The 14,079-nt window shown below is 46.2% G+C and carries 10 protein-coding genes and 1 pseudogene; 4 read left to right on the top strand and 7 right to left on the bottom strand.

The features are described 5' to 3' along the window. Positions 1-72: 72 nt before the first annotated feature. Positions 73-1,326 carry an outer membrane protein transport protein gene (locus QMA35_RS01690; RefSeq protein ID WP_281645392.1) on the bottom strand — a complete coding sequence of 418 codons (1,254 nt, stop codon included), beginning with the start codon at positions 1,324-1,326 and terminating at the stop codon, positions 73-75. Positions 1,327-1,576: 250 nt separating this feature from the next. On the opposite strand from QMA35_RS01690, the gene QMA35_RS01685 reads away from it, so the two are divergent. After that, positions 1,577-2,257, top strand: coding sequence for a pseudouridine synthase (locus QMA35_RS01685; RefSeq protein WP_281645391.1), 681 nt, complete (start codon positions 1,577-1,579; stop codon positions 2,255-2,257). A gap of 14 nt (positions 2,258-2,271) precedes the next feature. On the opposite strand, the gene cysK is transcribed toward QMA35_RS01685, so the two are convergent. Beyond that, complete coding sequence (gene cysK / locus QMA35_RS01680; RefSeq protein WP_281645390.1) at positions 2,272-3,243, bottom strand: cysteine synthase A; 972 nt, start codon at positions 3,241-3,243, stop codon at positions 2,272-2,274. Positions 3,244-3,467: 224 nt separating this feature from the next. On the opposite strand from cysK, the gene QMA35_RS01675 reads away from it, so the two are divergent. From QMA35_RS01675 to QMA35_RS01665, 3 genes are all read left to right on the top strand, one after another. After that, entirely contained in the window at positions 3,468-4,310 is an 843-nt protein-coding gene (locus tag QMA35_RS01675) for a MoxR family ATPase (protein WP_281645389.1), read from the top strand. 260 nt (positions 4,311-4,570) lie between these two features. Next, positions 4,571-5,383, top strand: coding sequence for a LuxR family transcriptional regulator (locus QMA35_RS01670; RefSeq protein WP_281645388.1), 813 nt, complete (start codon positions 4,571-4,573; stop codon positions 5,381-5,383). A 482-nt stretch (positions 5,384-5,865) separates the two neighbouring features. Continuing rightward, positions 5,866-7,044, top strand: coding sequence for a VWA domain-containing protein (locus QMA35_RS01665; RefSeq protein ID WP_281645387.1), 1,179 nt, complete (start codon positions 5,866-5,868; stop codon positions 7,042-7,044). Here the strand turns inward: QMA35_RS01665 and QMA35_RS01660 are convergent. The 5 genes and pseudogenes from QMA35_RS01660 to QMA35_RS01640 form a co-directional block, all read right to left on the bottom strand. After that, positions 7,041-7,175 carry a Glu/Leu/Phe/Val dehydrogenase dimerization domain-containing protein gene (locus tag QMA35_RS01660; protein WP_281645451.1) on the bottom strand — a complete coding sequence of 45 codons (135 nt, stop codon included), beginning with the start codon at positions 7,173-7,175 and terminating at the stop codon, positions 7,041-7,043. The two genes, QMA35_RS01665 and QMA35_RS01660, sit on opposite strands and share 4 nt — an antisense overlap. Continuing rightward, the gene (locus tag QMA35_RS01655; protein ID WP_281645386.1) at positions 7,118-7,450 is read right to left on the bottom strand and encodes a hypothetical protein; all 333 of its coding nucleotides are present in this window, start codon (positions 7,448-7,450) and stop codon (positions 7,118-7,120) included. The genes QMA35_RS01660 and QMA35_RS01655 overlap by 58 nt, the downstream gene beginning before the upstream one ends. A 127-nt stretch (positions 7,451-7,577) precedes the next feature. Continuing rightward, the gene (locus QMA35_RS01650; protein ID WP_281645385.1) at positions 7,578-8,279 is read right to left on the bottom strand and encodes a hypothetical protein; all 702 of its coding nucleotides are present in this window, start codon (positions 8,277-8,279) and stop codon (positions 7,578-7,580) included. Positions 8,280-8,547: 268 nt separating this feature from the next. Beyond that, positions 8,548-8,703: pseudogene (locus tag QMA35_RS01645) on the bottom strand (Sir2 family NAD-dependent protein deacetylase); the annotation flags it as partial. Between the two features lie 77 nt (positions 8,704-8,780). Continuing rightward, positions 8,781-13,988, bottom strand: coding sequence for a hypothetical protein (locus tag QMA35_RS01640; protein WP_281645384.1), 5,208 nt, complete (start codon positions 13,986-13,988; stop codon positions 8,781-8,783). Positions 13,989-14,079: the final 91 nt, after the last annotated feature.

Genomic DNA, 14,079 nt, shown 5'->3' with positions numbered 1-14,079 from the left:
GGTAGCAACATAACCATAAAAAAAACCCGCCTGACCTGCATCAGACGGGTTTAAAAAAATCAATTATAAAAATCAGAAACCGTAATTGTACTGCACACTTACAATATGGGCATTACCACTGGTAATTTCACCACCAACGCCACTTTCTTCTTCCACATCAGCTTTCGCTGCTTTCAGGAAAGCATAACCCATATCCACACTTTGTTGCTTATCAATCTTATAGTTAGCACCAACAGTGAACCACTGACGATCGGAATCAGGGATACGGAAGCTACGGTCGTTATTACCAACAGGGCTGTTGTCGTAGGCGTAACCACCACGAAGAGTCCAGTCTTTACTGTACTTGTAGGTTGCACCTACAGACCAGCGAGAACTGTCTTCGTAGTTCTGCTCATCAGTAATCGCAATGCCATTCTCTAAATCTACAACTATCTCTTCAAAGCTGGACCAGCCGATCTGCACATAGCTTGCGTGTACAGCCAGGCGATCATTGATCTGCTGCCAAATAGAAATCTCTGCAATAGAAGGAAGATCAAGATCTACGGAGCCATCAGAATTGAAGCTAGCACCTGAAGGGTTCAACCCAGGAATAGGAGTTCCAGTGATAACGTCGGACTTGGATTCACCATCAAGAGTGGTTTTCACTTCAGAGCGATAGCTGGCGCCAATACGAGTACCAGTCACTGGTTCCCAAAATACACCTGCATTCCAGCCAAAGCCCCAATCATCACCAGCCACATTCATAATGTCTTGGCCATTTGCGGCGTTGGTTAGTTGAGCATCAACGTAGACTGCATTTAAACCAAAGCCGACACTGAGATTGTTCTGGATTTTGTAGGAAACACTACCGTTCAGGTTATAGGACATAACTTCTGAAAAGTCCGCTACACGGGTTTGTGGAGAGCTTGTTTTGTAATCAGTATTGAAACCAAAGTTAGTAAAACCACCTACACCGTAGCTCCACTTATCATTAATTGGGGTAACGTAGTAGAAAACAGGAACGACAGCTTCACCAGCAACAGCCTTGTCTTTGCTGGTACCCAGAGCGGAATGCCCTTCAACTTCCACTTCCGGCTTGATGTAACTTACCGCACCGGTGAACATTGAACCTTCCAGGAAAGACATGGCTGCAACGTTACGCGCTACAACAGAAGCATCTTCCGCGATTGCCGCTTCACCGGCAAAAGCACGACCCAGACCAGCAGCACTGTGTTCGTTAACCTGGAAACCGGCAGCACTGGCATTTATGGCAGGCAGCATTGCGGCAAAAATTGCAGCAAAAAGAGTAGTCAGGGAGAAAAGCTTAATCGTCCCGTTGCGGTTCATGAAAACCCCTTGAAGTATGTGTCGGTGCGTTTCTTATGCGTCAGTGTGCAATACATTCTGTACATTGACGCAGATCATTATTGCGAGGTAAACCTTACGAAAAGTTACAGTATGAATCTAATGACTTATGCAGTTATCTGATTTTCCCCTCACGCATATCACCTGTGGAATTCTGAAACAGACAGATGCAATTAAATTCTGGTAAGGTGTGCCACCGCTGACTTATATGCCAATTTTTCCTCTGTAGCCAATGACTGCCGACACCCTCGAACGCCCCCAATTCTTTGCACCCAAATGTGCAGAACAAGTTGAAATCCTTTATTCCGATGAGTATTGCCTGCTGGTTAACAAACCCTCAGGTCTCTTATCCGTACCAGGTCGACATCCGGCCAATCGTGACTGCGCTATTTCCCGCGTGCAGGAAACCTATGCCGATGCGCTGATTGTTCATCGTCTGGATATGGATACATCCGGGGTCATGGTTCTGGCAAGAGGAAAAGAAAGCCACCGGGAGTTAAGTCGCCAGTTTCAGGATCGTGAAACCACCAAAGAATACATTGCGAAAGTTGCCGGTATCGTGGAAAAAGACAAAGGGGTTATTGATTTGCCATTGCGGTGTGATTGGCCGAACCGCCCTAAACAAATGGTTGATTTTGAACTGGGTAAACCGGCGCAGACCCGTTACGAAGTTTTACAAAAAGATATGTTCCAAAACTTAACCCACCTTAAGTTGATTCCTATTACCGGGCGCTCCCACCAACTAAGGGTGCATTGCACAGAGTTGGGTCACCCCATCCTGGGTTGCCGGTTTTATGGAACGGAAGAAACCATACAGGCCGCAGATAGATTAAATCTGCATGCCTGCACTTTGAAAGTGAAACATCCAAAAACAGGAAAGGAGCTGACCGGACAATCAACTCCTCCCTTCTAAACACCAGCGACAGATTACTGCACCAGCTCCTGTTCGGAAAACATATCTGCAAACAGAGGGCTGGAGAGATAACGTTCACCAGAGTCCGGAAGGATGACCACTACATTCTTTCCTTCAAACTCCGGTTTCTTGGCCAGTTTCAAGGCTGCAGCCATTGCTGCACCGCAGGAAATGCCACAGAGAATTCCTTCTTCCCTAGCCAATCTAAGGGCTGTTTCAATAGCTTCTTCATTGGTGACCTGCTCAACCTGATCAACCAAGGAAAGGTCCAGATTACCCGGTACAAACCCGGCTCCAATACCCTGAATTTTGTGAGGAGCGGGCTTAACCTCATCCCCTGCCAAAGTTTGGGAAATTACCGGGGAGGACACAGGCTCCACAGCAACACTGATAATCTGCTTTCCTTGTTCTTGCTTAATGTAGCGGGATACACCTGTAATCGTACCGCCAGTTCCCACACCAGCCACCAACACATCAATTTCACCATCGGTATCGTTCCAGATTTCCGGCCCTGTAGTCTGCTCATGAATTCTGGGGTTGGCAGGGTTTTCAAACTGCTGCAAAAGGAGAAAACGCTCTGGATCAGTTGCAACAATCTCTCTCGCCCTGGCAATAGCTCCGTTCATACCTTTGGCTGGCTCAGTCAGTTCCAGTTTCGCGCCTAAAGCTTTCAGCAGTTTCCTGCGCTCAAGACTCATGGAAGACGGCATGGTCAGTGTCAGGGGGATACCTTTGGATGCCGCCACAAAAGCCAATGCAATGCCGGTATTACCACTCGTTGGCTCTACCAGTTCAACACCAGGCTTTAATAAGCCCTTCTGTTCTGCATCCCAGATCATGCTGGCACCGATACGACATTTCACACTGCCTGCAGGGTTGCGGGATTCAATTTTGGCAAAGATATTTGCCCCTTTAGCAAGGCGCTGAATCTTTACCAGAGGTGTTTTGCCAATCGTCTGAGCGATGTCAGGAAATATGGAACTCATGATCTTCACTGATCCCAGAAGTTAGTGTTAATAGAGAATAGACACTGAAAAACTATCCATCAGCCGATAAGAACTGTAAACGATTGTTGTCTTATGATATTAGAAGAAATAGTTATATAACGTAGAACCCCTTCCTCTAGCTTCAAATATTGATATAAGTCAAACGTATAGATAGAGTACATCAAAATAAAAATGACGGTACAAGTCACCTCGCGGGTAAAATAATGAAGTTCAACAGCACAGAAAAATATATAGCAACTGATGATTTACGCCTTGCCGTAAACGCTGCGATCACTCTTGAACGCCCACTGTTAATTAAAGGTGAACCCGGTACAGGAAAGACCATGCTGGCAGAAGAGCTGGCACAGTCTCTAAATATGCGCTTGATTCCCTGGCATATTAAATCCACAACCCGTGCTCACCAGGGCTTGTATGAATATGACGCAGTTTCCCGCCTGCGGGATTCCCAACTTGGCGTTGAAGGTGTGAACGACATCAGCAACTACATTGTAAAAGGTAAACTGTGGGAAGCCTTTGAATCGGAAGAGCAGGTTGTTCTGTTGATTGATGAAATCGACAAAGCTGATATTGAATTTCCAAACGATTTGCTGCTTGAACTTGACCGTATGGAGTTTCATGTTTATGAAACCCAACAGCAAATCAAGGCGAAAAAACGACCAATTGTTATAATTACCAGTAATAATGAAAAGGATCTTCCCGATGCGTTCCTGCGCCGCTGTTTCTTTCATTACATTAATTTCCCAGACCGGGAAACAATGAAAGAGATTGTTAAGGTTCATTTCCCTAACGTTCGCGACGAACTGGTGAAAGAAGCCCTCGAGCTGTTCTTTGATGTACGCAAGGTACCTGGTATCAAAAAGAAACCTTCCACATCAGAACTGGTGGATTGGATTAAACTCCTGATGGCCGATGAGGTTTCAGAAAACCTGCTTCGAGAGAGAGACCCAACCAAAGCCATCCCACCACTGGCCGGTGCCTTGGTTAAAAATGAACAGGATGTGCAACTGCTGGAGAAACTGGCCTTCATGGCGAGACGTGGCGGTTAAAAAATAATCACATAGAAAATAGAGTGCTGACATTTTCCATAAACACTCTTTAATCATTTTCGCCTTATTTGTCTTTACAAGAAACAATAAGGCGAAAATTGTCCTTCAAACATCATATCTCCTGTTTTTTTTTCTTATCTGCCTAGAAAGCCTCTTACTTACTAAAACATAGTCTGACATTATTCAAATACATAAAAAGACACTCGTCGCATGTAAATCAGGGAAATCGTATTCGTTTACGGATAACACAGGGGGTTCTTATGCAGCAGGTGAAAGCTGGAGGAAGGGTTGTTCTGAGTAGCCAATTGGCTACGGAAAGTAACAATCAGGATAACGAAGATATTTTTTCTCAATCCGCACGATCTCTGGATGTCATCCAGGTGGAGATTCAAAATACTATTACCAACCTTGGCTTTAGCAGCTTCCGCTATAGCTCACTACCTACCAGCCTAACCAGTAAGGAGCGTGGCGAACATCTGAACTTTGATATAAAGCAGAGAGCCGACGGCCGGGAAGGCTTTGGAACCTTATCCGAAAAAATCCTCCGCACCTATTACCACACATTGGCAGAAGACGATAATCTTCTCACCAGATTGATATCTGCCCATGAACCAATCATTTGCCCTGCTCCGGGCTCGGATACATCTGCCACTCAGAACCTTTTCCAGCGTTACAACATTTCCAGCATGGTGATACTCCCTCTGCGCTGGCAGACAGGTTCAGATTGGTTCTGCATTTTCTCGCTGCAGAGTCAGCTACCTCCTAATGAGCTTGCGGTTCATTACCAGAGCGTTCGTAAAGAGTTGAATGCACGAGTTCTTGGCTGGCACTTGGAACTTATGGCTTTCAGACAAGAAAAGTTTAATCCTTACATTATCAGGAAAGTACTCTCACCACGGGCCAGACACATCCTGAAACTAGCTTCTGAAGGCTATTCCTCACGTGCTATCGCCGATATGACCGATATCAGTGACAACGGTGTGAACTACCATTACCGGGAAGCTAAACGGGTACTTGGTGCCAGAAACCGCACCCATCTGGTATCCCTCGCTAAAGATCATAAAATCATCTAAATAATATCTCAGGGTCTGCATGCCAGGCTCTGAATTGCACGCATTTCCCTCCACCCTCCACTTATAACCTTCTGTAGCGACTCAGCGGTCATTGAAGGCTCTTTCCATTTATGATGATCTTTTCAGGCACACAATAAAAACACATCTATTAAAGAACGAAATAGGTTGCTTCGCTGCATCCTGGCTGCTCTGTTTACCTTCCCGTCCCGTGGCATTTTTGCCTCTCAGTCACAACAACTTGCTGCCCTTGAAGGTTGTCCTATCAAGCAGTATCAGCATTTTACATAGAGACTCTGGAAACCGGTTCTTGACTATAAAGATAATAATTTCCCAACAATCGTAATCCGTGTTAATCGTAAAATTGTTGATAATCTTCTGACCGCAGCAAACCAGTAATTCTGTCAGCCAACGGGGAGTCCATTGCATGCCTGCAGCAACTCCCCTATTCTTGCTCCACTGCATTTTATTAAAATGACAAGAATATGCTGTTGAATTTCTTTGATACCCTCAGGCGGTATAAAGCTCCAGTCAGTATCCGAGAGTACCTGGATCTGCTGGAAGCATTAAAAGCGCACCTTGTCTTCGCGGATCGTGAAGAGTTTTACCATCTTGCCAAAGCCATTCTGATCAAAGACGAACGGCACTTCGATCGTTTTGACCGCGCCTTCTCAGAATTCTTTGATGGTGTTGATACGCTTGAAATGTTGCCTGAAGCGATGGTTCCTGATGAGTGGCTGCGTAAGGAGTTCGAGAAATTCCTCACTGACGAAGAAAAAGCCAAAATCATGAGTCTTGGTAATTTTGAGGAGTTGATTAAGCAGTTTAAAGAACGCCTCGCCGAACAGCAGAAACGCCATCAAGGTGGTAACAAATGGATTGGTACCGGTGGTACATCTCCTTTTGGAGCCTACGGCTTCAACCCTGAAGGGATTCGTATGGGGCAGGATGGTGGACGCAACCAAAGCGCAGTAAAAGTGTGGGACAAGCGGGAATTTAGAAACCTTGATGATTCCGTAGAACTGGGTACCCGAAATATCAAAGTCGCCCTGCGTCGTTTAAGAAAGTTTGCCCGTGAAGGCGCCCAGGAAGAACTGGATATGGATGACACCATTCATTCCACAGCACGAGCCGGGGGCATGCTGGATATCAAGATGGTGCCGGAGCGTCACAACAATGTGAAAGTTCTGGTATTAATGGATATCGGCGGCACTATGGATGCCCACGTAAAGGTATGTGAAGAACTGTTTTCCGCTATCAAGACTGAATTCAAGCATCTCGAGTTTTTCTACTTCCATAATTTTATTTATGAATCCGTCTGGAAAGACAACCTGCGCCGCCATCAGGATCGTATTCAGACTCTCGATATCCTTCATAAGTATGGTGAAGACTATAAAGTTATCTTTGTCGGTGATGCCACTATGGCTCCTTATGAAGTAACCGAACCTGGCGGTAGTGTTGAGCATTGGAATGAAGAAGCCGGCTCAACCTGGATGCTTCGGTTTATGGAAAAATATCGCAAGCTTGTATGGCTGAACCCTTACCCGGAAACCCATTGGGAATACACCACTTCAACCGACCAGATTCTGAAATTGGTGGAGAACAGGATGTATCCTCTCACAGTAAAGGGTATTGAAGATGGGATGCGCTACCTAAGCCGTTAACTCTTCAGCAGGCTCCCGGGTATGCCGGGAGCTTTTACTTTTCTGTTAAAAGTTTGTTCGAAAGCCAGAAACTTCAGAGTATCAAGGGTAACGTTCTTGTGGAAACGAAGTCCGCCTTTATAGGAGCCAATAGAATTATTGTGCTGAACACGGTAACCACGATTGGTGCCACATTATTTTCATCATCCCGCCAGTTCACCCGGAAACTGATTATCCTGTCTGGTTCGGTAAGTCGTTCCAGAATATTCATCCGGGCATATCGTGGCGTTGCAATCATAAAAGGAATGACATCTGCCGCCAGTTCTCTGACTGCCTGATGGAAGTTTTCTTCGCCTGGGTTTCTGCGCTGAAACCCATTCATAAAACAGTCCATCACCTCTTCAAACTTCATACCCTGAATATTCATGGCAGCTCCCCCCAAAATGAGAGCAGTTTGTAAGGCTATCCTAGCGCCCTTTTACCCAGCCAACCAGAACGGCAACCAGGAAAGTCTTCTCAAAAAGTGCTATAAAACAAAAGCTACCGAAGGGCGACTAGGGCTGCGTAGCAACCCGCATATCAACCGAGGGGGCGACTCTATAAGTCAGTGTTTTATTAAGCCTTTCAATGGTTATACCCTGAAGTTCCTGTTGGTTACTCAACCGGTAAGTTATGTGTGAACTGTCGCTCATGGTCAGGTCATATTTATAACCACTACCAGTATGGCTGGCATAAATCTCCTTGATAAAAGCAGGTTCATCCAACAACAGAAAATGACTGAGATAAAGTCGGTTAGCGTTAACTGTTTTACGCCCCTCAGGGAATAAAGGAAGTTTACCTACCATGTCTCCCATATGCGCGAATGTGCCATATTCTGTAACCCGCACTAACTCTTCACTATCACTCTTAGGTTTTGAGGATGAAGAAACCCGGGTAAACACCATACCTCCATCTTCCTGCAGATCTTCATATTCAGGCAGTCGCAGGCCTTCCGGCGGTGTATTTGAAAAATGACTGCTGAGCCTGAGACTACTACCGTTCAACCATTGTTCATGGGCCATAATCACCTGACCTGACCAAGATTTCCCACTGGCGTTCAGGACAACCTCAAACCCGAGAATTTTGGTGTTAATTTCATGATTTTGGCTTGGGTGGAAGTTTTGAGTCGTATGAGAGTTTTCTGTTGCCACTGCCGGGAAAGCGATTCCCGCAGCCATAACAAAACTGAAAACAGCCCCTGAGAGTCTGAACGCCATATGTCTGCCCCACTTTATGATCTGCTGGCGGCATCCATACCGGTTATCTGGTGATCCTTACCCCTGTTCAGACAGAGCAGCTAACACAAGGTTCAGCAATACCAACAATCAAATGTCAGTAACACTGACATTTTCGGTTAGTCTCACTGACCAGGCCTGAGGCATAAAAATAAAAAAAGAAGGAACGGTATCTGTAGCCATCCCGTTCATAAAGAGGTCAAAATGGCTGGCATGCTCGCCGGGGGCAAGATTCAGCTCAACGATGTAAGTCCCGTACAAACCCTTCAGGTGATGCTACATCTTCAATGCAGTGATCTTCCCAAAGCCCGTCAAATCCCCGAAACGTGCGAATACCGGATTCTGCAGAAATACCAGCACCAGTTAGCACAACAATAGATCGAAAAGAGAAAGGATTGACAGACATAATAAAGTTCCACTGTCGGGAGCTTTATACTAAAAGAATCATTTCTGGCTTTTAAAGCGAGACTGTAGAGTGATAAATCAGGCCGCGCTTTTCTGCTGTCTGGCCTCAACATCCGCCAGAATATCCAGATGCACATCAATAGCCGGTGTTCTGGGAACAACAGCAAGTAGCATGGCCCGGGCAATTTTCAGGTTAGGATAAACACCACGGAAGCAGTACATAAAGCTCATGGCTCCAAGCTTGCATTCTTCTGGAGTCAAATCGACAGGCTTACCCGCTTCAATACGTTTAGCCGCCTTCTCCATCTTATCACTCCAGACTTCCCACTCTTCCAGATCCAGTCTTTCCTTTACGTGATAGGCGTGTTGGCAACGACTCGTTAGAATTTCAACAGCTTTGCCTTTAGCTGCGGAATCAGACGCGATAAGCATCTCAAGTGTATTAACACCACTGAGGAACCCGCCACATTCACCAGTTTTCACCTCAAGACGTAAAGCTAAAGCCCCCTTTAGCAGGCGCATTTTGGTTTGGGTTTCGGGATCATCGGGAGTCTTGCCGATATAGTTGTCCAGAACAGGCAATACCTGGTCGGTCGCACCGGCAATAGCTGCTTCCTCAAGAAGCTGGAGAACACCTTCCCGTTCACCTTGATCCCATTGAACTTGGGCTAGCAGCAAGCGGGCGTTGACATTTCCAGATTCCGCCTCAACCACCTTCTGTAATATGAGAGCAGCTTTGCCTGTTTCTCTGCACTTCAGGTAGAGCTCCGCCAGATTCATCGCCTGACGACCAGTTTCCTCACAGTGATCCGCCAATTCCTGTAAAGTTGCTGGTGATACTGGAGACAACAAGCGGAAGCCCGTGTTATAGAGATACTGTGCAACGCCCTGAGTCGCAGGGTTCCGAAGAGCATGGGTGGCAACACTGCGTAGACGATGCCTGAGCCCTTTGTTGTCTCCCGCAGATTGTGCCTGATTGATCAGGGTTTCAATATTCAAACTACTCAAAAGGTAGAGGGCTTCCTGAACACGAGCACTGTCGCCAAGCGCCTCTTCTACCCGACCCAGTAACTTATCCAGACTCTCAATCGGATCAGGGCTTGAGTAAACTTGAGTTAACAGTCCATCCAACTGTTCCCTTGTACGCCATGGGAAACAGTACATCCCAGTCGCAAGATTCTGCATAGCTGCAATATTCAGCGAACCATTCTTATTCACCACCAGATGGGATTCCAACTTTTCACCAACCGGCAGTTTCCTGTTTCTCAGTATTGGAGAACGCACTACTGGGCGACCATTCTCATTGCTTACCTGTACTGCTCTTCCACTAGCAAAGAAAACCACGGCTCGAACGCCAAGGCTTAACACCCCAGCCATTGCTCGTGCCCGCAAGCTGGGTCTAGGCATGGTTGCCAGCCTCTGCCGCTTGGCCTGAAGCTCTTTCCATTCTTGATCAGAAAGGATTTCACCTTTCAATTCACGGTCTTCCAACTCTTTGACTCTGCGCTCAATAGGCAAGCGGGCCACTGTGGCATTTGGAAGAACACGAATATGGGTTGCTCTCAAATCATTGAGCAACATAGCACCCTGGGTCACGGGAACATGTCCATCCATCATCAGTGTCTTATCACGTAAAGCTGATTTCACCCAACGCGTGAACCTTCCGCGTTTTTTCAATCCTAGTGAATCAAAAACCTGAATGGCATCGGTATCTTCGTCAAGCTTATGAAATTCATCGAGATCTTCAGAAACTACCTCCGGAAACTCCACCTGGGCTTGGACTTGAGCGACTTTAACCTCCAAACCCGAGTTAACTAATTCCTCAACCCTATCAAGTCTGCTGCTAAAAGCTTCCAAATGGTCCCCTATACGCTTCTGGTCTTTCTGACTAAAATCCTTGAGATCCGGTGTCGGGTGCATTCGCGCTGCTTTTTCTTCCGCCTCTTGCCAGAGAGCTTCGGATTGAACCAGTCTCTTTACCTGCTCCCGGAATCTCTCATGCTGTTGTTCCGCAGCCTCAATATGCGCCTTAATATCCTGAACCCTATCATGGTTTTCCAGAGTTTTATCGGTGACAACCTCCGGGAAGGCTTTTAGAGCTTCCGCTTTTGCCTGAACCTCATCCATCCCCCGATTAACCAGATCATCAACCTTGTTCAGCCGACTGTCGAAAACTGTTAAATGCTCTTCTATTTGTTTCTGATCTTCTGACTCAAAATCATCAACAGACAATGGAGGATACGTCGTGGCAGCTTGAGACTTGGCATCGGCTTCTACCAGCTTTCTGGTAGTTAAAAGCTGGTGCTGTAAAACCTGGATGCATTCCCTGATCGCTACTTCCGTTCTGTATTTTTCCTCTGATGCTTTTGCTTTTATTGCATCAAAATGCACACGATCATTCACTAGATTGTTAAATCCAATACTCACGCCTTCAAGCGCTACCTCTCCAGACAAATCCTGGTCGAGGTGCAACCCTACCTTGCCAACGGACATTTGCCCGGAGCGAACTTCTTCAACTTCCAGATCAAAGTCTTCCGGAGTGAAAACCGTCATTTGGGTTTTACGACCCTGGTCTGTTTTTACATGACCAACAGTTTCCACTTTAAAACCAGTCATATGGCCTTTGCCGTGTATAGGGTAAGCAAAGTGATGACGGGGCTTTCTGCCAGTATCCAGCCCAGTATCAATGGTAATTTCTCCATCGCCAGTTAAATCAACCCGATCAAGCTGAACTTTGGTTTTCTTCTTCTCCACACCGGGGTATACCACAACTTTTGAATCAATATGGGTACCCTGGACCTGCCCCTTAACACTGGAAGGCAACATCAAGCGCATATCTTCTGTTTGAATCTGCACGGGTCTTTCAGAAGGGGCGGTGCGAACAGTGAGTTCATCAATATCCGAATGAGTGGTTCCCGATATGTTATCGTGCTTCACATCAGCTTTACCATCCAGCCGGACAACCGCATTACCGTCGATCAGGAAATGTTGGAGCGGGCCATCATTTTCTTTGGTTTCGCCCTCCTGAGGTTCTTTCTCAAAGGCTTTTGCCAGAGTTTTAACCAGAGCGGGCTTACAGGTAACAGTCACAAAACCTGTTTTTTCATCGCCCTCCTCCCCGAGAGAAAAATCAATAACATCATGCTCTGAGCCCTGTTTTTCAGTCTTGAGATGGACTTTATGGACTGTGCCATCTATTTGTAGATTACCGGCAGTATTCAGGCGTACTTGCTTCGCCTTAATACTGGTCACTTCATCACCTTCTACAACCCAGACTTCTTTGGCTTGGTTCAGCTTGGTATGTCGTTTATTGACGTTGCGAGTCAGGTTAACTTCGAGTCCGCTCGCAAAGCCGGATATTTCAGTACAGGCATCGGCGGGTAGCTTCTCCAGTACTGATGGAGACAAAGCCTTACCGCTCAACACTTGCAAAGGATCGGGAGGCAGAAGTTTACTCACTGTTTTGGCAGCCAGTGCCACAGGCCCACCAGCATCAACGTGAAGCTCTCCGACTTTAACACCAAGAGAAGCTATTCTTGAGTGGCCACCCATCTGGCCGGAAACAGCGGGGTCCAGATCAAGTTCCAGATCATGTGCTCCTACATTCAGATCAACTTCACCCGAGGTTTTCACTTCAAGCTGGTGAACATGCACATGAACGGGCAATCTTAACTGGGTCAACACTATTTGGAGAGTAGAATCGGGAGTACGTTCGACCACGCTGACACCACGAACAATTGTGTCAGTGTTGATTCCTTCAGTAAGTACTGTGACTGTGCCGATATCAGCACTGAGATGAACAGGGGCATCGCTCTGCCCACCACTGGTTACAGCCTTGACAATAACCTTGGCCAGTTTACCCATAGCTGGGGCCAATTTCGCTTTGCTGCAATCAAGGTATTCATGAAAAGCAGCACCAATAGGCCCGCCTATAGTAAGAGTGATCGGATTAATTCTGGTGCGGACATCCACTTTCACTCCACCCTCTATAGGTGCAAGAATATCGGCTTCTACATCCGTTAAGGTGATATCAACAAATGGATGTCCATCCTGCATACGGGTCACAATGTCAGAAGGGTTGAAAGTCACATTACTTAATTCCAGATGATCATCACCAACCGGAATTTTCAATTTGGGCATTTCTAAAGGAGGGAGACTGGTTTTTTTCTGGTGGATACGGCGAAGACTGAGAATAAGGGAAACAAGTTGTCGATTGAAAATTTTCTGCCGATCTCTGGCCACTTCAAGATGACTTTCAACGGCTTTTTTACGAACCACAAGTTGATTTTCAAGATCTGTTTTTTCCTGAATAGTTCTTTGATCCAACTCAATCGCAGCATTTAGGCTTACAACTTCTTGCTCCAGGCGGGATATTTTCTGATTAGCACCAGTCACTCTTACGTCAAAATCTTCAAGCTTTCTTTCGTACTTGGCCACGTTCTTTTTAGCTGCTGAATTTTCTCTTTCCTGATCCAACTTTCTCGTGTTTTTCTTGATATCTCCCTGAAGGCCTTCCTTTGATTTCCTGGCCTCTCTTAACTCTTTTTCAAGCTTTTTCTTTTGCTCTACATGTGTTTTTTCTACTGTCGAACACTGTTTACGATTCTTCGCAGCATTTTTGATTTGCTCTTCCAGCTTTTCCAGTTGCTCCTGGTATTGCTTAATTTCTTGGGAATCCACAGGCAGGTATTTTTTGAGAGCTTTCTCCGCCACCCAGCCAATGGTTTTTTCTGCAAGGTTGCGTTTGGCTTTTAACGTTCGGGGTGATGAGGATTTATGGTCAAAACCACTGTGAAACAATATATCGTCAATATCGGCATCGGAGCTTACATCCTCATAATTTGCCCCAAAGGTATCAACAGACTCTCCATCGTTTGAACTGTCATCCCTAATAACAACCCTGGGCGGAGTTGAGTTGACAAAAGGTAATACCGGGCTTGTCTTGGGATCAGACAGGGCGGGAGTGTTCTCCTTGGCTCGCCTGGGCAACCAGAATCTCTTTTTTCCTTTAGGTTTTACTTCAGGAGTAACAGGTGAGACTGTCTCTGCTTTACGCTCTGGTAATTTGGTTGGGGAACTTACAGGGGGCTCGACGTCTGCAGATGGTTTTACACTGGTTTTTGGAGCCGCTTCCTCGACTTTCTTTCCCGAAAGAGTGAGATATTTCGCCTTGAATTGACTCACCTTTTTACGAAATTTGTGAAACCTCTTATGTTTGGGGCTCTCAACTTCCACGCGTGGTAGCTGAGTGCCGGAGCTGCCCTTTTTATTTACACCATCATTCATCCCTGAAATCCCCTGAAACCAGAGTAAGCCCAATGACGGGCATATCTTGTTTCAGGGTAGCCAGCAAAGATGGCTGCCCGGCAAATCCGGG

This window comes from Parendozoicomonas sp. Alg238-R29 (assembly GCF_947331445.1).
Lineage (GTDB): Bacteria > Pseudomonadota > Gammaproteobacteria > Pseudomonadales > Endozoicomonadaceae > Sansalvadorimonas.
The sequence above is the reverse complement of the archived record's forward strand: the minus strand, read 5'-3'. Positions and strand labels throughout refer to the sequence as shown.

Bases quoted from the DNA above. Each gene is read 5' to 3' on its own strand.
- QMA35_RS01655 (WP_281645386.1), bottom strand. From the start codon at position 7,450: ATGAATATTCAGGGTATGAAGTTTGAAGAGGTGATGGACTGTTTTATG.
- QMA35_RS01650 (WP_281645385.1), bottom strand. From the start codon at position 8,279: ATGGCGTTCAGACTCTCAGGGGCTGTTTTCAGTTTTGTTATGGCTGCG.
- QMA35_RS01685 (WP_281645391.1), top strand. From the start codon at position 1,577: ATGACTGCCGACACCCTCGAACGCCCCCAATTCTTTGCACCCAAATGT.
- QMA35_RS01670 (WP_281645388.1), top strand. From the start codon at position 4,571: ATGCAGCAGGTGAAAGCTGGAGGAAGGGTTGTTCTGAGTAGCCAATTG.
- QMA35_RS01640 (WP_281645384.1), bottom strand. From the start codon at position 13,988: ATGAATGATGGTGTAAATAAAAAGGGCAGCTCCGGCACTCAGCTACCA.
- QMA35_RS01675 (WP_281645389.1), top strand. From the start codon at position 3,468: ATGAAGTTCAACAGCACAGAAAAATATATAGCAACTGATGATTTACGC.
- QMA35_RS01665 (WP_281645387.1), top strand. From the start codon at position 5,866: ATGCTGTTGAATTTCTTTGATACCCTCAGGCGGTATAAAGCTCCAGTC.
- cysK (WP_281645390.1), bottom strand. From the start codon at position 3,243: ATGAGTTCCATATTTCCTGACATCGCTCAGACGATTGGCAAAACACCT.
- QMA35_RS01690 (WP_281645392.1), bottom strand. From the start codon at position 1,326: ATGAACCGCAACGGGACGATTAAGCTTTTCTCCCTGACTACTCTTTTT.